This is a genomic window from Tangfeifania diversioriginum (assembly GCF_900141875.1).
GTDB classification, from domain to species: domain Bacteria; phylum Bacteroidota; class Bacteroidia; order Bacteroidales; family Prolixibacteraceae; genus Tangfeifania; species Tangfeifania diversioriginum.
Map to the genome: position 1 here is coordinate 149302 of NZ_FQZE01000003.1, position 20803 is coordinate 170104.

Below are 20803 nucleotides of genomic sequence, written 5' to 3' on the forward strand. Positions count from 1 at the left end.
TGTCTGTAATTTATAACTGATTTTAATTGTTTTGCTTTTTGTTTTCCAGATTTTTTAATCCCTCTTCCAACTCCTTCATTATCTGAGCATCTTCGGTTCTAATCCTGGTTAAAGTATTTTTCATATTTCGCTGAACCTCGCGTTTGCCCTCGGGTTGAGCTGTCAAGGATTCCTTGACAACTGAAATTTCGTTTAGCTCGTCTTCCTTAAAAATGTTCCGAATGTGCAGGCTCCCATTTAGTTTTGTGGGTTGAAAAAGTTCGCCCATTTGTGCCTGCGAAAGCCAACCGGTTTCATCTTTTAATCGAACATCAATTCGCGTTTGCCCGTCTTCGGTTTGATAGAGTAGTATTTCTGAATCTGACATTATGTATTTTCTTCTTTTACTGTTTTCCCAACTTCACCTTGTGTTATTTCTTTTGTTTATCAGATTTACGATAATCTTTATAATTGTTCCCTTTTCTTCTGTTTTACTTACTGCAATTATTAAATCAAGATTGTAATATTTGATGTTTCGTTTAATTTTCCGTCCGCCTTCTTTTTGAACTTGTGCAATTTTTGCACAAGTTGAATTTTCTTCTAATTCCTCAGATTTGTATATGTTTGAAATGTGCCGGTTTATCGAAGTCCTGTTTGTTTCAAACAAAGATTCAAGCTGATACTGATTTAGCCAAACAGTTTCATTATCAAGTTGAACCTCAATTTCTGTTGTTCCATCTATTGTTGTAAATATTTGAATTTCCGATTTATTCATTTCTGTTATTTCTCAAAATTAATGAATCTTTAAATGAACAGACTGGCTTTTTTCGATAAGGTTTTGTAAAAATATTTTATCCATCGCTCTGGCGAAATGCAGTTGAACATCAATTTTGGTTTGATAAAGTAGCATTTCTGAATCTGCCATATTTATTTCTTTTTTACCATTTTTCCCGGCTCAGTTTCTTTTTAACCACATGCTGCCAAAATTTGTGTGGAACTTGTTTAATCCCGGGATTGCAATATGCCTATTGTGGTTGCCTGTCTGTACTGATTCATTTAACTAATTCATAATTTGTACTCCGTCCTCCTGCTGCATCTTTTTGCAAAATGTTTTTGTCTATCAAATCATTGATGTCCCGTATCGCAGTATCTTTCGAGCATTTTGCAATCTTTGCCCATTTTGAGGAAGTCAGTTTCCCGTCAAATCCATCCAGTAACATATTCAACAGTTTCTTCTGCCTTACATTTATCGATGTTTTTAAATGCTTTGACCAAAAATCCGCTTTAAACAAAACTCTGCCCAACACAGCGTCAGTCGATTGCAAAGCATTTATCAGACACTTTAAAAACCATATCATCCAATCCGTAATATCGAGATTCCCTTTTTGTGTCTTTTCCAGTATTTCATAGTACGCTTTTCTTTCTGTTCGTATCTGTGCCGACATACTGTAAAAACGCTGATTGCTTCTGTCTGACTGAGCCAGTAGCATATCCGTCAATGCTCTTGCAATTCTGCCATTCCCGTCTTCAAACGGATGTATGGTAACAAACCATATATGAGCTACTGCTGCTTTAAGGACCAAATCAATTTTTGAAGTTTTGTTAAACCAATTCAGAAACAGCATCATTTCCTTTTCAACCAGTGATGAATCCGGTGCCTGAAAATGCACCTTTTCTTTACCCATAGCGCCCGATACAACCTGCATGGGTCCGGTGGTATCCTTTCGCCAGTCAGCAACTGTTATCTTGTACATTCCGCTTCGTCCTGTCGGGAACAGTGCCGCATGCCAATCAAAAAGTCTGTCGGTTGTTAACGGGTTAAAACAATTTTGTGTGGCATCCAGCATCATTTCAACAACACCGTCAACATTTCTGTCCGACTCAACTGAACCGGCTATTTCCATTCCCAACCTGCGGGCAATTGAGGAGCGAACCTGGTCGGGGTTTAAATATTCGCCTTCAATTTCTGACGATTTTACGACATCGAGTGTCAGCGTTTCAAGCAGGGCATCATTCTTCAGGTCGAATCCCAACGATTCCATTTTCCCCATGAGTCTGCCCTGTAAATTCCTCGCTTCACTCAGCAAGGAAACTATCTCATCATTTTTCCAGGTGAAATTTGGCCAATTGACCTGTTGATAAATAAATGCTTTCATTCGCTGCATGATTTGCATCAAATATATGGTTTATTTGCTGCACAAAAAATTAATCGTCGCATTTATTGCGACAAATAATCAAATTATTCGTTGCATGGTTATTTTTTTGAATGTAGGAAATAATATTTGTAGCCGATGAAATTAGCACTATACCCCAAATGCACTATACACAATATTTCTTGCTGACCTTTGCTCATCATCAGCTGCTTACCAAGCATTTAAAAAAATCAAATCTTCCAATCGGAGAACTGCTGTCCCCAAAAAATTAATTTTTAGGGACGGCAAAAAAGAGGGGCCAGCCAGACAAGTTATTTTGCAATTTTGGAGTGTATGTTGGCATGTGTGAATTGCAAATGTGCTTGACTGTGTGGGCTGGTTTAATTTGTCAATGTGCAATTTGTGCAATTATTGTGCAATTACACATTTTTTAAAATGTAATAAGATCCAGCTCCCTTTTGTCCACTACTTTCCAACAATTCTTTATTCACTAACTCAGTAAGGTCATTACTTGCTGTGTTTCTTGAGCAACCATTTATATTTTGATACTCACTATTCGTAATTTTGCCATTTTCTTTTACGTATTTCAAAGCTTCAATTTGTCTCTGATTTAATCCAAGAGATTCAAAATATTCAACGCTAAAACTATCTTTTCTAAACTCCACCCAAAAGCCTGACATGTCGTAATAATATTTGGGTTGGGGAATACCAAATTGAATGCATTCGTTAATTATTTTTATCGTTCCTCTTCCCCAAGATTCAATATACCCACTTCTGAAAAGAGCATTTGCAATATCAGGATTGAAAGGTTTTGAAGGGTGTTTAGTCAATAGCTTTTCAATTGTCCAGTTTTCAGGCAACTGTCCTTCATTCCAAAAAATCAATTTATCGTCATACACGCTAATTTGGATTGGGACACCACCAGAATAATCTTTGTGACAAACAGCATTTAAAAGTGCCTCACGAACAGCATTTTTTGGATATTCATATTTTTCAATCCTGTTTAAACCTTCATAACTTATTGATGATTTGATGTATTTGGTAAAAAGCAAGTCCATTGTTTTTTCAACCTGTTCAAAGATGTTTCCCGTAATTTCATCCTGAAATTTCAATTCATCGTCAGTCTCAAAATATCCAATTTTGACAAATGCACCGGTAACATATTTTGTGGGTTTTGGATGAAATAGAAGAATTGCTGCTCTTTTTAAGTAACTATTTTCAATCAACTGCAAATTGTCAGCTAAATCTTCATCTGTATCTGTCAATACATCGTCTTCAATCCGTTGCGCTTTAACAGCTTTTTTTCTAAAAAAATCAAAGGTTTCTTTCTTTAAATCGGCAATTGAAATGTTTGGAAAAGGAACACCATCCCACCGCTTCCCTTTGCGTTCTAACATAAATTTATCGAGTGCAGCACCTTTTAATTCCTGTTTTGTACTGCCACTTCTGTAATGATATTGACCTTTGTAATTTACAGGGTTAGGATAGGGTTCGATAATTATTTCAATGAATTGCTTTTCATTTTCGACCAGTAAATTAATATCGCAAATAATCCCCAAATTGGTTGCAATTTTGTTTGGTAAGTCGTCCATCAATCTTTTGGCATTATCAATACCAACAACCTCGCCTTTGTCGTTTTTGCCGATGTAGATTTTGCCTCCTTGCGCATTTGCAAAACCGCAAATCCATTTCAGGTATTCATCGCGCCAACTTTCTTTCCACTCTATGTTTTGTTGCTCCTGCATAAGTTACAAACATACCCTTTCTGATGTTACAAATTCATTCAATTGATTACCTCTTTTGCATGGTTTTGATCAAATTCCAAATGTGCTTGACTGTGTGGGCTGGTTCTGTTATCATTTTTAAAATTTATTTTCAGATTATCCTAATTGTTTTAAAAAATTCAGTGCATTTTCTCTGTCAAGAATTTCATGGATTTTTTGGTTTTCATAATTACGTAAGCTACGATAGCAAGAAGGAGAGCATTCACAAGTATCTAATAAATTTACTGCTCTCTCGATTACTGATTTTAATACTTCCCCATCTTCTGTTACAAGTCGTCTTGAATGACCTGCATTTTATTCATTGCAAACAAAGTTTATGAATAGTGCAGGTTAACAAGTAAAATTCTTATTTTTGTATCGTTCACGACTTCTTGCAGAGCATTTCAAGAATTCAATAATCACTTGAATATCAACAACAACCAAATATAAAATCGTCGTTAAGTACATAGAAAAAATTCCTGCAAAATAAACCGGGTTGTAGCCTGCCCGACTATGTCATTCAGGCGGGTTCAACATGGACTCATCACTGGGCGCTGCACGCTGCTCAGAGTCCTATTTATTAGGTGCCGATTTTTCATCTTGAAGCAGTTAATCTTGTCCTAAACTTTATTTTGTATGTCTGCTCCATATTAAAATTTGCATATAATTTATTTATTTGTTCAATTTCTTCTTTTGGAATGACATTCTGAGAATTCTTTAATTCATACCCAAAATCCATTAAAAATTGCTTCAATGTCTCTTTATTAAGTGATTTAAATTTAGGGTCTTCACATACATACTCGAATGTTTCAATTGAAAATATTTTTCGTCTTTTAATTTTGTCAATTTCTGCCTCCATTAAATTTAATCCTTCATGAGGGTATATCTTTTTTCCAAGGTCCATTTGATTAAATATGTAATTACATAATTCCTCATCATGTTTAAATCGAAATTTTTTAAAAGTGTTTTCTTTTTGCAAGCAATGTGATTTATCCATCATAGCAACATAGCTGTTTTGCATATGACATCTCATAAAAGGCTGGAATCCTACAGGTAAAATTTTAACCGGTTGTGATTCCAATGGTATTAGATTATTTATATGATTTGTTTGTTTTTGGAATATTACGCCAAATTGAGTTTTATAGCTTTTTTTGAAATCTTCCTTGTTGAGAGGTTCCCATTTATGTGATTGATTATCAAACTTACAACAAGCAAAAAATAGGGCAACCTCGAAGTCAGCTGTAATATCCAACCAGCATGTTTCAAGTCCATAATGTTGAGCTAATTGTTCGTATAACAAATCAATATAAATTTTGGCTGGTGCTTTATTGAATGAATATTGGCGCGATATAAACTTTTGAGTATGGTCTAATTTTAGTAATAGTTCAAGAAAATCTGCAATTCTCATGTAAGCAACAAACTCCTCAATCAATAATTCCTTTGAATTCTTCATCTTACTTAACCTACGATATAGCGAAGCTTGAGATGAGTCAAATAGTTGATTTTCTCCCCTATAATAATAACTTCTTTGAGCTTGCCTTATTACTGTCCCATGTGGATATGTCATAATGAAACCATCAATATACATGTCAGAAAAGACTTCTTTGAAAAAATCAAGTCTATTCCAACCATTTGGATACGGATTGTAATTATTGTTTCGTAATTTTCTTATTTCTTCAGCTTTTATTCTGTCAGTTTCATTTCCTTTTAATAAAGAGAATATTTGTTCTTTCGTTATGTCAATATATTTATTCATTTTGGGAAGTGTCGAGTTAAATTGGCAACTAACGGTAAATTGTATGAGTAGTGGCAGATTGCGGGCTTATCACCTGTCAAACCGCTACGTAGATTGAGCGGGCTACAAACCTTGATATTTAACACTTTCCCTGCCATTACTTATACAAAATGTTGAACTAAATCCCTGCGGGATAGCTGAATTAAAAACACTCACAAAGTACTCATTTATTCCGTTGAAAATGAATTTCATCTTAATTCAATTGTTTCAATTTTCTATCGCCCCAAAAATTTTAAATATATAACAAATGAAATTCTTATTTTTGTATCGTTTACGACTTCTTGCAGAGTAGTTTAAGAATTCAATAATCACCTGAATTTCAACAACAACCAAACCTAAAACCCTCGTTAAGTACATAGAAAAAAATCCTGCAAAATAAACCGGGTTGTAGTTCAACACAGAATAATCGCTGGGTCGTGCCGACCGCTCATATTCCTATTTATTATCTTCTGGCTTTTTCATTCTTAATTATCATTTCTTCTCTGGCACAAAAAACATAACTAAAAATTGCTGAACGAGTTAATTGTAGAAGATGTTTTGTTTTTAATTCAAAAACTTCTTTTGAGGTATGTGCAGAAAATTTTTTATCTGATATTAAACTCAATTTTGAGTCGTTTGATTCTGTAATTGAGAAAATACCATGTTCAATTTTATTTCTCCAGACTTTATAAAATCCAAATTCTCCATTTTTTTTATTTAAGTCACAGGCAATACTAAAAAGAGCAGTAAGATGAATATTTTTAAATGAATTTATTTTTTCCCACCTGTTAGATTTTTCTTTATAATGATGCCAAAAACTTTCGAAATAAATGTTTTCATTTACTCCGACATCAAGGTCAAAAAGATAACAAATTCCTTCTGCTATTTTGTCAAGGATACCAAAACAGAGCCTAAAGCTTGTTCTTAGTTTTTCATGCTTAACACCATTGTGTATATCAAATGATAAGTCCTCATAGTGTACATTGTCATTATTTTCTTTAAACAAGTAATCGAAGTATAAACTTCTAGATAAAGAAAATTCTGACTTAATTCTATTATGGAGCATTTCTAAATGAATTATTTTTTTGTCATTTGTTATTAATCCCGGATAGCCAATCACTAGATTGTCAATTTTGGCTCCGTTGCATTTACAGTATAAACCGTACTCTGATAAATTCAAAAAGTTATCGAGATAATATTTAGTCTCTTTCGAATGTTTTTGATATTCTAGCTTATTTAATTCTTTCTCCTCACCAATTTTTTTGAAATCAAAATTATTCGCTTGTAAAAACTCTTTGCTTTTTTGCAACCCAGATTCTACGGTATTCTTTATTACATCCAAATGAATTGGATTTTTGAGTGCTTTTGTAAATAGGTTATAAACTTCCAAAAACAAGGAAATTGTTATTTCAGTATTTGCAGCTCGAAGCATATATAAAAGTCCATCTGCTTTTGAGACTAGAGCCTGAGGAAAATTGGGATTGAATTTTAATACTGTGTCAAAAAGCTGTAAAGCTTCTACTATCCTACCAGAATGATTTAAATTGTTCCCTAAGTTTGTTAGAACCTGAATGGAATATTGGTCAAGATTTTTTAAGTCTAATTTTTTAAAAGATTTTAAATATGCTTGTTTCGCATCGAAAAGATACTCTCTAACTGCATCTGGTTTGGGAAAGAATTCAGTATTGTTGTGAATTGAAATTTTATAAAGAGCATGATAACCATTTCCTAAGCAATAATCAATGCTATCTTCTCTAATATATTTTTTAAGAACTTCTTTATTATCATTGAATAATTTTAGCCCTTTAATAACTGCTTCTCTTTTATATGCTTCACTTCCAAGATTTATGTATGAACCTGCAATTTCAGCTAACAAGTACAAATCATCTTTTTCCTTTTCCGAAAATTCAGAAAATTGAGACTCTAATTCGTCAAATGCCTCTTTATATTTTCTGTTGTTAAGAAAAGTATCAATTCTATTTTTTAACTCTTTTGCTTCTTGCATGGTACTCTTTTAAGCTTGAAGATAACTATGTTGTCTGTGATCCACAGCTATACAATATTTCTTCCCGCCGGAAATAGTGTCAACCTTTCTTATTTTATAAAGTAACTCGGTTTGCCTGTCATGTTGCAAAAAGAAGTTGGGCAGGGAAGCAATCCGGGATGGTTTGTTGGATTTGGAATTTCGCACAGGTTTTGGTTTTCAGTTTTTGTTAAACAATAAGGTGAGCTAAATTAGGGATTGCTGCCCGAAAAAGCAAATAAAAGCCTTATATTAATGGTTATAAGCGAAATAGCAAATCTCAAATAACAAATAACAAATAAATTCCAAAATATGAAAAACCAATTATCGAAACAATATATATTTCAGAATTTAAGAAATTTATTATCATTTCCTGTTAAAGAAAACTATCCTGTAAAGCGAGAAATTATTTACCGAATTCAAATTTCGTTGGTATGCCAATAACAAATCTTAATACTTTCCAGCGCCGATTCCGGCATGCATTTTTCAGGTTGCTTGTTTTCTTCAGCACAGGAAATGAAATAGTTCATTTCGGACAGGAATCCATCGTTTCCCTCACCTGCAGAAACTGTTTTGGTTTCAGTATCGGTAGCAATAACAATGTTATCCGGATCATTTGTTGAATAATGCACACTTGCATTTTCGAAGCGGGCAGAAAATCCGGCCTGAAACGGAAACCGGGTATGGAAGGTGTTGCCACCTTCAATTTTCACATTTAATTCCGAATTGCCGTATTTCCACATTGCCGAAACATAATCGTAGTTACTAAGTTTGCCCGGCAAACAGTTGGCCGTGATTTTAACGGGAACACCGCAAACCCACTGGGCAAAATCGATGTCGTGAATGACCAGGTCGAACAAAGCGCCGCCCGATGAGCCAAAATCTTTTTGCTTGTCTTTCCACTGGCCCCAGGCGGGCACACCCGAAAACCGCGACAACGAAAGAAATTCCAGCCGGCCAAGTTCCCCGCTGTCGATCCAGTTTTTCAGTGTTTGATACGGAGGCATAAAACGCACCACGTGGCCCACCATCATAATTTTATTCATTTTCCGGGCCCGATTCAAAAGCTCCTCCCCCTTTTCAACGTCAAGTGTAAAAGGTTTTTCCAGAAAAACGTGGGTTCCGGCTTCAAGTGCCGTTTTGGCCATTTCAAAATGCAGGTTGGTATGCACGGCAATCACACAGGCATCGGGTTGTTCTGTTTTCAAACATTCAGCAAAATCGCTGTAAATATTCACTTTCGAAAGCTCTTCGGCATCAATGCTGCCGGTGTCAAAATTTCCGGATTCCCCTTTCAGGTTTTCGTGAATGTTTTCCGTGTTTTTATCCACTATGGCCGCTAACCGGGCATTCGGATTTTTCAGGATATTTCCGGTGTGGGTTTTTCCCATGAACCCAAATCCTACTACTACAATTTTTATCATTTAATCAACTCCTTTCATTTTTGTTTTCAATGTATAAACCGATGTGCGTGCGGTAATAAAAAGGGTTTTTCGTTTTTTTCCGCCAAAAACAACATTCGAAGGACTTTCAGGCACTTCAATTTTCTGAATCAGTTCGCCCTCCGGGTTGTAAACCCACACTTTTCCTGATGTGAGGTAAACATTGCCCTTTTTGTCGATGGTCATTCCGTCGCTTCCTTTGGGCGCAAAAAAAGTTTTATTTGCGAGCGTTCCATCCTGCTGAATGTTGTATTTCCAGATTTTGTCGTCGTTGATATCAGCTACGTAAAGCGTTTTTCCATCGGGTGTTCCAATCAAGCCGTTGGGCTGTTTGAAATCGTCGATTACCCGGATTATCTCTCCTTCGGGGCTCAGGTAATACACACCACGCACATCCTGTTCTTCGCCACGATTTTCATTCCACCAGCTCCGGTGGTAATACGGATCCGAAAAATAGATGCCTCCGTTTGGTGCAATCCACAAGTCGTTGGGGGCGTTAAGCAATTTCCCGTTGTACCCTTCGTGAATGAGATGAAACTCCTTATTTTCATCGAAATAACCAAGTTGGTTATACAAATCGGCACAGGTCACCAGCTGGCCTTTGTCGTTGAAATACATTCCGTTTGAACGCCGGGTGCCTTCCAGCCACAGCGAAACGCCTTCATTTTCATCCCACACATAAATCCGGTCATTGGGCTGGTCGGTAAAATAAACTTTCCCGTCAGGGGCCACTGCCGGTCCTTCGGTAAATGAATAGCCGGTTCCGGCTTTTTCAATTTCGGCATTTTTTGCTACAATTTGGCTATTTTGAGAAAAGCCTGTAAATGAAAGCAGCAGGAAGAAAGCAATACTTAATATTTTCATTTTAAATTAATTAAAAAACATTCCAATTATGGCGTCGAAAATTATATTTTGAAATCTAATGTCACGCTGAGTATCCTATTAATTTTTATTGGCAAAATGAGTAAAAAACAGTAAATCCATGCTGTCATTTCGAATGAGGTACGAATGAGAAATCTGTTCCTTTTGGAAGGGATTTCTCCTCCTGCGTCGTCGAAATGACAGAATTGCCTGGATTTGTATTTTATTCATATTTAATATCTTATAAAACATTATCGTTATTAATGAAGTTAAAGTGTATTTCACAACGTTTTCTCACAAAGCTATTCCGGTGAAAGACTACACTCAGACAATTAAATTTTTACGATGGCCTTTCATATCCCGTTCTGTATTTTCGGGCCATCAGTTCCGCAGCAGCCGGGTTGTTTGAAACTTTTTTGGCTGCCGCATCCCATTTTACTTCTTTATTAGAGTAATACGATGCCATGGCCAGTTGCACTGTGGCAGTCGATTTCCAGGCATCTTCCACCGTGCAGCTCAGCAGCCGTTTATCTTTTGCTTTTACCGCCTTGATAAAATCGGCCACATGTTTTTCCTGCATATCGGGCGTTGGAATATCCATTTCCTGCTGTCTCTGGTTTCTTCCGGCGGGCATCAGTACCAGCTTATAATCGGATGCAAACAGCGTGGCTTTTTCGCCATAAAAGAAAACGCCGTTGTTAAACTGCGGATTCAAATCTCCGGTGCCCCACAACCGGTGCTGCCAAAAAACAGGCATTTCGTGAAAATACAAGGAAGCATTCAACGTATCAGGGGTAGTGATTTTGCCTTTCAGCATTTCAAGGTTGCCAGTGGCCTGAAATGATTCAGGGATCTCAAAATCCATAATGGTACGGATGATGTCAATATGGTGAATGCCCCAGTCCACCAGGTGCCCGTTGCCGTATTCCTTTTCGAGTCGCCAGGCTTTGTGCCCTATGTTTGGCCGGTAGGGCAGTTTGGGTGCCGGTCCGCACCAGGCATCCCAGTCGAGCGAAGCGGGTGGTTCCTGAATTGTATTGTCTTCCAGCACCGGATTATAATGAATTTGTGCCCCAATCTGATGTATTTTCCCGGTAGTTCCGTTTTGAATCAATTCCTTTGCTTTTTGAAAGGCTGAACTCTGCCGCCGCTGAAAACCAACCTGAACAATATTCCCGGCTCTTTCAGCTGCTTTCATCATGGCTTTTCCTTCGCGCACATCATAGGCCAGTGGTTTTTCACAATAAATATCCAGCCCTTTTTTGCAGGCTGCCACAAACTGCAAAGCATGCCAATGCGGAGGAGTAGCTATCATAACGGCTTCAAGATCTTTCAAACCGAGCAGTTCCCTGTAATCTTTAAAAGTTTTTGGCCGGCTTCCCTGCAACGATTCAATCTCAGCAGCACTGTTTTTAAGATGTTCCGAATCCACATCGCAAACTGCAATAACTTCTACCCCGCCTACTTTAAGTGCAGCAGTGGTAATTACCATCCCGTACCAGCCGCAACCAATGAGGCCTATTTTAATTTTGCGATTTTGGGAAAATGCGGGAATATGAAACGCTGTTATCAAACCGGCTGTTCCGATGGAGGCTTTTTTAATGAATGATCGTCTGTACATATTTTTTGGTTTTAGCTGGTATTTAATTTCAAATATAGCATTTAATGGGAAATGCAAAATACCCAATCTTCATTAAGCGCTGACACTATTTTTCAAAACTATATTTTGAACCCTGTTAAATAACTCCCTATTTTTAACTATTTTGCACAATTACAAAACCGGGTTAAATACAACTGACTAATGAGGAAATTAAAAACACGTTTTTCTGATTTTAATATAAAAACCAAGCTGGCGATAGTTGTGGGCATTTTTATGCTTAGTCTCGTTTTTATGGGAACAATTGCCATTTTTTTGTTTCGTTCGAGCCAAACGCTGACAATGATTGTTAACGAACAGCGGGTTTTTATTGAAACATTTTACAAAGGCATTGAGCAATTTAAAGAATATGAAATTACCGAAAACCCGGAAAACCTGGAACAAGCCAGATTAAATTTTAATAAAGCCAACGAAATTGCCTGGACTTTTTCAGCGCTGGACAGTTTAATACACGCCATGCCCGAAGAGGAATGGCTGCCTCACATATACAAAGTTTTTAGCGACGGGCTTGACAATGAAATGAGACGGGCCAAACTAATGGGCCGTCAAATTCAACTGCTCACCAAACTTAATCCTCAAAAACTAAATGAAATTCAGGCATCGGCATTCGAGGCCCATAACCTCGGGAGTTTAATTATTTCTGATATCGATAATTACTCAACTGAAAGAACACCTGAAATATTAGCACACATCAACTCGCATTTCAGGGAAATTGACAGAATAAACCAAACTTTTTCCACAAAAATTTATGCTTTAAATGATTACATAATTCAATCGCTTGGATTGAGCCTGGTGCTACTGGTGCTCATTTTAATAACAGGAGTTACTCTAATTTCCATACGTATTTCAAAATCAATTTCAGTCCCCATAAGCAAGCTGGCTGAAAACTTTAAACAAATCGCCACGGGCAACCTGAATACCTCAGTTAAAATTGATTCAAAAAATGAAATCGGGGTTTTATCCAAGGCTTTTGGTGAAATCCAGACTGGTCTCCAGGAAGTCATTTCGCATTCTAAAAAAGTAGCCCAAGGCGACTACAGTAGTAAACTGCCCCCAAAATCGGAAAACGATGAGTTAACAACAGCGCTGAATAAAATGGCGGCCAAACTGGAAAAATCGCGAGTTGAAAACCAGGAAGAAAAATGGCTTCAAGAAGGAATTAGCGGGCTGGAGGACCAAATGAGAGGCAACTTTTCGGTGCGTGAACTTTCCGAAAAAATCATTAATTTCCTGACTCGTTTCTTATCGGTTGAAATGAGTGCAGTTTACGTTTACGACGAAATTGAAAAATACCTGGAACTTACCGGTTCTATTGGGATTAGAACCAGCGAAGTGCCTCAAAAAATTTTACCAGGAGAGGGGTTAGTTGGAAAAGCGGCCACACAAACTTCGCTGCAGATTATCGAGACAAAAAGCAACTATCATAAAATATTCAGCGCCACCGGTGAAATTATCCCTGAAAAAATTTATCTGTTCCCGCTTTTCACCAACAACAAAATTCAGGCAGTAATTGAACTGGCTCCAATAAATGAACTAACTGATGCCAAATTAAGATTCCTGCAATCCACTGCCGAACGCATCTCGGTTAACATAAGCGCAGCAGTTACCAGGTTCAGAGGCAAAGAGCTGCTTGAAAAAACACTGGAACAAGCCAAGACTCTTCAAGCCCGCGACGAAGAACTAAGCCGCAAGTTAGATGAGAATCGAAAAATCCAGGGAAAACTCACCCGCGAATCAGCACTTCTCAATTCAATGCTGGCCACTTTGCCCGATTATATTTACTTTAAAGATATTGAAAGCAGGTTTTTACGCATCAGCGAATCGATGGTTGATTTGTTCAATGCAAAATCGAGCGAAGATGTTATCGGAAAAACCGACTTCGACTACCATTCGCGCAAAGATGCACAGAAATATTTCGAAGAAGAGCAAAAAATTATTAAAGACGAAAAAGGGTTTGTTGATGAAATCAGGCAGGGAGTTGACGAAAAAGGTGAAAAAATATGGACCTCAACAACCAAACTGCCCATGTTCGACTCCACCGGTAAATGCATTGGTAGTGTGGGAATAACCAAAAACATTACGGAAATCAAAAATCTTGAAATAGAAATTAAAGAACGGAATGAAAAACTCCATGCCCAACGGGAAGAATTAAGGACAATAAACGACCAGCTGAAGCAACAACAGGAGGAGCTCAAAACAACCAACGAAGAATTAAAATCGCAGGAAGAAGAGCTCCGCGTGGCCAACGAAGAACTTGCCGAGCAAACCAAAATATTAACCGAAAGCGAAAAAAACCTGCAGGTTCAACAGGAAGAACTGCGTGTTACCAACGAAGAGCTCGAGGCGAAAACCACACAGCTGGAACAGCAGAAAAAAGAGATTTCAGAAAAAAACGAAAACCTGCTGAAAGTGCAGAATCAACTCCGAAAAAAGGCCAAAGAACTACAGCAAACCAGCCAGTACAAATCGGAATTTCTGGCCAACATGTCGCACGAGCTGCGCACTCCGCTAAACAGTTTACTCATTCTTTCCAGCCTGCTGTCCTCAAACAAAGAAAAAAACCTCACCGGGGAACAGGTAAAATCCATTAAAATCATTAACAAAAGCGGGAAAGATCTGCTGGAAATAATTAACGAAATCCTCGACCTTTCAAAAATCGAGGCCGGGAAAATGAAATTTGAATTCGGAGAAGTTTCTGTTAATGAAATAATTACTGAAATCAAACAGAATTTTAAACCGGTTGCCGAAAACAAAGGACTTGAACTAGAACTGGACCTGTCGGACAAATTCCCGGAAAAAATTTATACTGACAAACAGCGGCTGATGCAGATAATTAAAAACCTGCTTTCCAATGCCTTTAAATTTACAAGCGATGGGAAAATTAAAGTAAAATTTGGACTGCCTGCAACTTCGGATCAGTTTACCAACCAAAACCTGATGCGTGAAAATTCCTGCTTTGTTTCAGTGGAAGATACCGGGGTGGGAATTCCTGCCGACAAGCTGAAAGCCATTTTTGAGGCTTTCCAGCAAGCCGACGGCAGCATTTCACGGAAATTTGGTGGCACCGGCCTGGGCCTTTCCATTTCAAAACAACTGGCGCAGGTGCTCGGGGGCGAAATCCAGGTGGAAAGTACCGAAGGAAAAGGATCGCTGTTTACAGTTTTCCTGCCGCTCGACAAAAAACTGGTTGGCGCCAAAGCAGAAACTGCAAAAACCGCCTCACCGGAAAATTCACAAAATCAGACAACTGAAACAGCAACAAAAGAAACCCAGAAGAATGAGCAGTACGAGCCTGCTCCTTCCGAAATAAAAGATGAGGAGGCACCATTCTTTATCGACGACGACAGAGATTCTGACTTGCAGCGCTTAACCGTTTTAATCATTCACAACCAAAAAGAAAAAGCAAAAGATTTAACCGAACTCAGCCACAAAAGAAATTTCAATGTTATTGCCGCCAAAAATATTTCCGACGGAATTAAGCTTTCTGAAATCTATTCGCCGCAGGCCATTATCATTTCTGCTGAACTTAACGAAACCAAAGAATTCGAAAACTTAAAAAACAACCCCGTTACGAAAAAACTCCCTGTGCATTTCGTTTCAAGAATTGAAGACTCGGTCCTGGAAAATATCGAAGAGCTAAAAACGCCCGAGTCGGGGCATTTCAGCAATAGCTCAAACAGAATTGAAAGCCGGTTCAGCAAAAAATTCAATCAAGTGCTGGTGGTTGAAGACGACGAGATTACCCGCGAATCGATACACCTGCTTTTCGAGGATAAAGACATAATTATTCACGAAGCGAAAACAGCACAGCAAGCTTACGATTTAATTGCTGCCAAATCGTTCGACTGTGTTATTCTCGACCTGGGCCTGCCCGATTATTCTGGAAAAGAACTGTTAAATAAACTAAAAGCCGAAAACATTGAAATACCCAACGTAATTATTCACACAGCGCGCGATTTGGATCAAAAAGAATTGCGCGAGCTGCACAAATATTCCGATTCAGTAGTTATTAAAGGAGTGAAATCCGAAGAAAGATTAATGGATGAAGTCACCCTGTTTTTACACCAGGTTGAAAACACCTCGCCAAAAAAACATACAGTTTCAGCTGACGAAACAACCAACGCTGGTTTTAAGGGGAAAAAAATACTGGTAGTTGACGACGATATCCGGAATGTATTCGCCCTGGCACAAATTCTGGAAGAACGCGAAATGGAAGTAATAGAAGCCGAGAACGGGAAAGTGGCCATTGACGTTTTAAAAGAAAACCCGGACACTGACCTGGTGCTAATGGACATAATGATGCCGGTTATGGATGGTTACGAAGCCATGGAAGCAATCAGAAAAACTCCGGTTATTAAAAAAATACCTATAATTACACTCACGGCAAAAGCCATGAAAGAAGATTACCAAAAAGCTATTTTCAGTGGAGCAAACGATTATATATCGAAACCTGTAGATGTAGATAAGTTGTTGTCGTTGTTAAAAATATGGTTATTTAAATAGAACAATGGAAAAGCCAAAAATATTACTCGTTGACGACCTGGAGGAAAACCTGGTAAGTCTTGAAATGATCCTGAAAGGATTTGATGTCTCTTTTATTAAAGCTACATCGGGGCCAGAAGCCTTGCGCAAAACCATTAACGACGATTTTGCACTTGCCATTCTCGACGTTCAAATGCCCGGGATGGACGGGTACGAAACTTTATCGTTGATGCGAAAAAGGCAACGTACAAAGTTTCTGCCTGTAATATTTGTTTCGGCCATTCACCAAAGCGATTTGCACATTATAAAAGGTATTGAAACCGGGGCTGTCGATTTTATTCCCAAACCCATAATACCTGAAATTTTGGTGGGGAAAGTAAAAAATTTTCTCGATTTGTTCTCGCAGCAACAGGAGTTGAAAAGCCTGCTGCAAAAGTTGGAAGAAAAGAACAAAGAGCTTGAAATACAGAAAGAAAAAGCAGAAGAAGCCACACAGGAAAAATCCATGTTCCTGGCCAATATGTCGCATGAAATTCGCACACCCCTCAACGGCATAATCGGAATTTCAAAAATTCTGGAAGAATCGAAACTCGATCCGGAACAGAAAGAGTTGACCGAAATAATTACCACCTCGGGCGAAAACCTGCTCAATATTGTAAATGACATTCTCGACTTCTCGAAAATTGACTCGGGCCAAATTAAACTGGAAAAAATTGATTTCAGCCTGAATAAAATTGTTGAAAATATTGTAAAATTAATGAAACTAAATGCCGACAAAAAAGGGAATACCCTGTCGGTAAAAATCAATGAAAATGTTCCGGACACACTAACCGGCGATCCCCACAGGCTGAATCAAATCCTCACCAACCTGGTAAACAATGCCATTAAGTTTACCCAAAAAGGGAGTATTGAAATACGGGTTGAACCAGTCAATACAGACGAAAAAGAAACAGAGCTTCTTTTTAAAGTAATCGACACCGGGATTGGAATTTCAGAAGACGGTCAGAAAAAACTTTTCAAAGAGTTTTCGCAAACCGAAAGTTCCACATCCAGAAAATACGGCGGCACCGGTCTGGGGCTGGCCATTTGCAGTAACCTCACTTCGCTGATGGGCGGAGAAATTGGGGTTACAAGTACCGAGGGCAATGGTTCTGAGTTTTGGTTCAGTTTAAAATTTGGCTACAAACAACAAACACAAAAAGATATGCCCACAGAAGATATTAATATCCCTGCCGACATTAAAATTTTATACGCTGAAGACAATCCGGTAAATCAGCGCGTTACTCAACTTTTACTGCAAAAAATTGGTATCGAATGCGAAATTGCAAGCAACGGGCAGGAAGCCATTGAAATGTACAAAACCAACCCGTTCGACTTAATTTTAATGGACATGCAGATGCCCGAAGTTGACGGCATTGAGTCGGCAAAACAGATCCGGAAAATCGAACAAAACAACGGAGTTGAAAATCCGGTTTTTATTGTGGCGGTTACGGCAAACACTTTTTCTGAAGACAAACAAAAATGTTTCAATGCAGGCATGAACGATTTTATCAGCAAACCATTTAAGGAGGCAGAACTGAAAAGAATAATCAAAAACGCAGCAACCAATAAACAAATAAAACCAATTGATGAGCCTCCACAAAACTGAAATACAAGACATTGAACTCAACCTGCTGCTACAGGCCATTTACATGAAATATGGCTACGATTTCAGAAACTACAGCAAGGCCCACCTGAAAAGGAGGATACTCCAAAGGTTAAAACTGAGCGGATTAAAAACAATTACAGAGATGCAAAAATTAATTCTCTGGGATACTGATTTTTACAAAATTTTCCTGAAAGACCTTTCCATTAACGTCACCGAAATGTTTCGCGACCCGGATTTTTATGCCGCATTTCGCGAAAAAGTAATTCCTGACTTGCGGACCTACGCCCACATTAAAGTGTGGCATGCCGGCTGCTCCACCGGAGAGGAAGTCTATTCGCTGGCCATACTATTGAAAGAGGAAAACCTGCTGGAAAAAACGCAAATTTATGCCACCGATTTCAATAAAAATGCGCTTGAGGTTGCCAAACAAGGAATTTACAGCAAAAAAGAAATTGACCTTTACGACCAAAACTACAAACATGCCGGAGGCAAACATAAACTTTCAAACTATTACACATCGAAATACGGTTCGGTTTTGTTCGATAAATCGTTGTCGAAAAATATAGTTTTTGCCGACCACAACCTGGTAACCGACGGCGTATTTGCTGAAGTCAATCTTGTTTTCTGCCGCAACGTATTAATATATTTCGACAAGAAACTGCAAAATAAAGTTTTGCGCCTGTTTTCCGAAAGCCTTACCAAAAGGGGGGTTCTTTGTCTGGGAACAAAAGAGAGTCTCCGTTTTACCGATTTCGACAATAAATATTCGGTTATCGATAGCAAAATGAAAATTTATAAAAAATTACCGGAAACAAAATGACTAAAGCCATAGTATTAGGAGCTTCGTTTGGCGGAATGGAAGCCATTAAGAACCTGCTTTTCATGCTTCCTGCCCAGTGCACAATTCCTATTGTTGCTGTTTTACATATTGGCAACAATACAATTGACACCTATCTTTCAATGCTGAACAAAAACAGCCACTATAATGTAAAAGAAGCCGAAGAAAAAGAATCAATCAAACCCGGAAATTTCTACTTTGCACCGCCCAATTATCATGTGCTGATTGAAGACAATTTTACAATCAGTCTTTCAACCGATGAAAAAGTTAATTTCTCGCGCCCTTCAATCGATGTGCTTTTTGAAACGGCAGCGTGGAGTTTACATAATGAACTCATTGGGGTATTGCTCACTGGCTCAAATAACGACGGAGCCAACGGACTGAAAACAATCAGGGAGCTCGGCGGCACTACCATTGTGGAAAACCCGGAAACCGCTTTTGCCAAAACCATGCCCGAAACCGCTGTAAAAATCAGCCATCCGCACTTTATTCTCGATTTAAAAGAAATTGCAGGTAAAATCACAGAACTGACAAATGAATAATTTGATAACCAATAAAATATATTAAAAATGAAACGAGTAATTCTGTTAGCAATTTCACTTTTTGCAGTCTCAAGTTTAATTTTTGCGCAGGAAAATTATCAACCTTCAAAAGAAAACCTTGAAAGCCGCGAATGGTTTCAGGATGCCAAGTACGGATTATTCATCCACTGGGGTGTTTACAGCATTTTGGGCGATGGCGAATGGGTAATGAACAACCAAAAAATTCCCGTCAAACAATACGAGCGGCTGCCCTCCTTTTTCAATCCCATTGATTTTGATGCGGCCGAATGGGTATCGATGGTAAAAAAAGCCGGGATGAAATACATCACCATCACCAGCAAGCACCACGACGGGTTTGCCATGTTCGATTCCGATGTGAGCGAATACGACATTGTGGACAAAACACCCTACGGAAAAGATGTTATAAAAATGCTGAAAGATGAGTGCGACAAACAGGGAATCAAACTGTTTTTCTACCATTCGCAACTGGATTGGCACCACCCCGACTATTTTCCACGCGGAGGAACAGGAAGTGGTTTCACAGGCAGGCCGCAAAACGGCAACTGGGACAACTACATCGACTACATGAATGCCCAGTTAACCGAACTGCTGACCAACTACGGCGAAATTGGCGGAATTTGGTTCGATGGCATGTGGGATAAAAAAAATGCCGACTGGCGCCTTGCGGAAACCTACTCCCTTATTCACGAACTGCAACCCGGGGCAATGATTGGCAGCAACCATCACGTAAAACCTTACCCCGGAGAAGATTTTCAGATGTTTGAACGCGATTTGCCGGGCGAAAACACCATGGGGTTCAATCAAACCAATACCATTTCGGCTTTGCCGCTGGAAATGTGCGAAACCATGAACGGAACATGGGGGTTCAACCTTCAGGATCAAAATTACAAATCGGTAAAACGACTCATCCAAACCATGGTAAAGGCTTCCGGCTACGGTGCCAATTTTTTGCTCAACACCGGTCCAATGCCCAATGGCGAAATTCAGCCCGAAAATGTGGATACCCTAATAAAAATGGGAAAATGGCTCGAAAAATACGGGGAAACAATTTACGAAACCCGCAAAGGCCCCATCGCACCACAAGACTGGGGAGCTACAACCATTGCAAAAGACGGAACCGTTTACATTCATCTGCTCGAATTAAAAGATGAAAACCTGTTAATCCCGTCACTTCCTGAAAAAATTAATTCGGCAACCTATTTTACGGGAGGCGAAAAGGTTAATTACTCGGAAACCGATTATGGCATTTTGCTAAACATTCCGAAAGAAAAACAGGAAAACTACGACACAATACTCACAATTAAAATGTAACGTATTAAATAATTTTTCAACCGGTAATCATTAAAAAAAATGTAACTAATCAGTCTGGTTTTTGTTTTTCTGGTGATGGTTTGAAAAAGCAACAAAAAAACAGCCCCGACCTTCAGGTTGGGGTATTAATATGATACGGAAGAGGATTGAGATTTTTGAAAAACTTGTATTTTTAATTTACAAGTTTTTCAAAAATCTCAAGTCAACAGTCAACAGCTTACCTTTTCTGTTTTTTCTATATTTTCAACAATCAACATAAATTTGAACTGATTAGTTACAAAAAAATGAATGTGAAACTATATTACCTGA

The 20803-nt window shown here is 38.3% G+C and carries 15 protein-coding genes; 5 read left to right on the top strand and 10 right to left on the bottom strand.

Features of this window, described 5'->3' with window-relative positions:
* Positions 1 to 22: 22 nt before the first annotated feature.
* From BUC07_RS02965 to BUC07_RS03010, 10 genes are all read right to left on the bottom strand, one after another.
* Complete coding sequence (locus tag BUC07_RS02965; RefSeq protein WP_073165298.1) at positions 23 to 367, bottom strand: virulence RhuM family protein; 345 nt, start codon at positions 365 to 367, stop codon at positions 23 to 25.
* Positions 368 to 400: 33 nt separating this feature from the next.
* On the bottom strand, positions 401 to 754 hold the full coding sequence (locus tag BUC07_RS02970) for a virulence RhuM family protein (protein ID WP_073165301.1): 354 nt from the start codon (positions 752 to 754) through the stop codon (positions 401 to 403).
* 18 nt (positions 755 to 772) lie between these two features.
* Positions 773 to 904 carry a hypothetical protein gene (locus tag BUC07_RS21410; protein WP_262509485.1) on the bottom strand — a complete coding sequence of 44 codons (132 nt, stop codon included), beginning with the start codon at positions 902 to 904 and terminating at the stop codon, positions 773 to 775.
* Positions 905 to 1031: 127 nt separating this feature from the next.
* A complete protein-coding gene (locus BUC07_RS02975; protein ID WP_073165554.1) occupies positions 1032 to 2135 on the bottom strand; it encodes a Fic family protein in 1104 nt (367 codons plus the stop codon).
* Positions 2136 to 2551: 416 nt separating this feature from the next.
* Positions 2552 to 3877 (bottom strand): ATP-binding protein, encoded by a 1326-nt coding sequence (locus BUC07_RS02980; RefSeq protein ID WP_073165304.1) that lies wholly within the window; start codon positions 3875 to 3877, stop codon positions 2552 to 2554.
* A 613-nt stretch (positions 3878 to 4490) separates the two neighbouring features.
* Positions 4491 to 5651, bottom strand: coding sequence for an FRG domain-containing protein (locus BUC07_RS02990; protein ID WP_073165310.1), 1161 nt, complete (start codon positions 5649 to 5651; stop codon positions 4491 to 4493).
* Between the two features lie 481 nt (positions 5652 to 6132).
* The gene (locus tag BUC07_RS02995) at positions 6133 to 7674 is read right to left on the bottom strand and encodes an LA2681 family HEPN domain-containing protein (RefSeq protein ID WP_073165312.1); all 1542 of its coding nucleotides are present in this window, start codon (positions 7672 to 7674) and stop codon (positions 6133 to 6135) included.
* A 437-nt stretch (positions 7675 to 8111) separates the two neighbouring features.
* Positions 8112 to 9116, bottom strand: a complete 1005-nt coding sequence (locus tag BUC07_RS03000; RefSeq protein WP_073165315.1) for a Gfo/Idh/MocA family protein — start codon at positions 9114 to 9116, stop codon at positions 8112 to 8114.
* Positions 9117 to 9998, bottom strand: coding sequence for an SMP-30/gluconolactonase/LRE family protein (locus tag BUC07_RS03005; RefSeq protein WP_073165318.1), 882 nt, complete (start codon positions 9996 to 9998; stop codon positions 9117 to 9119).
* Between the two features lie 337 nt (positions 9999 to 10335).
* Complete coding sequence (locus tag BUC07_RS03010; RefSeq protein ID WP_139279451.1) at positions 10336 to 11616, bottom strand: Gfo/Idh/MocA family protein; 1281 nt, start codon at positions 11614 to 11616, stop codon at positions 10336 to 10338.
* Between the two features lie 180 nt (positions 11617 to 11796).
* Between BUC07_RS03010 and BUC07_RS03015 the strand changes: the two genes are divergently transcribed.
* From BUC07_RS03015 to BUC07_RS03035, 5 genes are read left to right on the top strand one after another with little or no spacing between them, the layout of a single operon-like run.
* On the top strand, positions 11797 to 16155 hold the full coding sequence (locus tag BUC07_RS03015) for a response regulator (protein ID WP_073165325.1): 4359 nt from the start codon (positions 11797 to 11799) through the stop codon (positions 16153 to 16155).
* 4 nt (positions 16156 to 16159) lie between these two features.
* The gene (locus BUC07_RS03020; protein WP_073165328.1) at positions 16160 to 17782 is read left to right on the top strand and encodes a response regulator; all 1623 of its coding nucleotides are present in this window, start codon (positions 16160 to 16162) and stop codon (positions 17780 to 17782) included.
* Positions 17763 to 18602 carry a CheR family methyltransferase gene (locus BUC07_RS03025; RefSeq protein ID WP_073165331.1) on the top strand — a complete coding sequence of 280 codons (840 nt, stop codon included), beginning with the start codon at positions 17763 to 17765 and terminating at the stop codon, positions 18600 to 18602. Before BUC07_RS03020 ends, BUC07_RS03025 begins: the two co-directional genes overlap by 20 nt.
* On the top strand, positions 18599 to 19162 hold the full coding sequence (locus BUC07_RS03030) for a chemotaxis protein CheB (protein ID WP_073165334.1): 564 nt from the start codon (positions 18599 to 18601) through the stop codon (positions 19160 to 19162). The genes BUC07_RS03025 and BUC07_RS03030 overlap by 4 nt, the downstream gene beginning before the upstream one ends.
* Before the next feature lie 27 nt (positions 19163 to 19189).
* Complete coding sequence (locus tag BUC07_RS03035) at positions 19190 to 20494, top strand: alpha-L-fucosidase (RefSeq protein WP_073165337.1); 1305 nt, start codon at positions 19190 to 19192, stop codon at positions 20492 to 20494.
* Positions 20495 to 20803: the final 309 nt, after the last annotated feature.

Excerpts from the sequence above, each read along its gene's own strand:
- BUC07_RS02990 (WP_073165310.1), bottom strand. The coding sequence starts at position 5,651 with ATGAATAAATATATTGACATAACGAAAGAACAAATATTCTCTTTATTA.
- BUC07_RS21410 (WP_262509485.1), bottom strand. The coding sequence starts at position 904 with ATGGCAGATTCAGAAATGCTACTTTATCAAACCAAAATTGATGTTCAA.
- BUC07_RS03025 (WP_073165331.1), top strand. The coding sequence starts at position 17,763 with ATGAGCCTCCACAAAACTGAAATACAAGACATTGAACTCAACCTGCTG.
- BUC07_RS02965 (WP_073165298.1), bottom strand. The coding sequence starts at position 367 with ATGTCAGATTCAGAAATACTACTCTATCAAACCGAAGACGGGCAAACG.
- BUC07_RS02980 (WP_073165304.1), bottom strand. The coding sequence starts at position 3,877 with ATGCAGGAGCAACAAAACATAGAGTGGAAAGAAAGTTGGCGCGATGAA.
- BUC07_RS03010 (WP_139279451.1), bottom strand. The coding sequence starts at position 11,616 with ATGTACAGACGATCATTCATTAAAAAAGCCTCCATCGGAACAGCCGGT.
- BUC07_RS03030 (WP_073165334.1), top strand. The coding sequence starts at position 18,599 with ATGACTAAAGCCATAGTATTAGGAGCTTCGTTTGGCGGAATGGAAGCC.
- BUC07_RS02975 (WP_073165554.1), bottom strand. The coding sequence starts at position 2,135 with ATGAAAGCATTTATTTATCAACAGGTCAATTGGCCAAATTTCACCTGG.
- BUC07_RS03005 (WP_073165318.1), bottom strand. The coding sequence starts at position 9,998 with ATGAAAATATTAAGTATTGCTTTCTTCCTGCTGCTTTCATTTACAGGC.
- BUC07_RS02970 (WP_073165301.1), bottom strand. The coding sequence starts at position 754 with ATGAATAAATCGGAAATTCAAATATTTACAACAATAGATGGAACAACA.
- BUC07_RS03020 (WP_073165328.1), top strand. The coding sequence starts at position 16,160 with ATGGAAAAGCCAAAAATATTACTCGTTGACGACCTGGAGGAAAACCTG.
- BUC07_RS03000 (WP_073165315.1), bottom strand. The coding sequence starts at position 9,116 with ATGATAAAAATTGTAGTAGTAGGATTTGGGTTCATGGGAAAAACCCAC.
- BUC07_RS03015 (WP_073165325.1), top strand. The coding sequence starts at position 11,797 with ATGAGGAAATTAAAAACACGTTTTTCTGATTTTAATATAAAAACCAAG.
- BUC07_RS03035 (WP_073165337.1), top strand. The coding sequence starts at position 19,190 with ATGAAACGAGTAATTCTGTTAGCAATTTCACTTTTTGCAGTCTCAAGT.
- BUC07_RS02995 (WP_073165312.1), bottom strand. The coding sequence starts at position 7,674 with ATGCAAGAAGCAAAAGAGTTAAAAAATAGAATTGATACTTTTCTTAAC.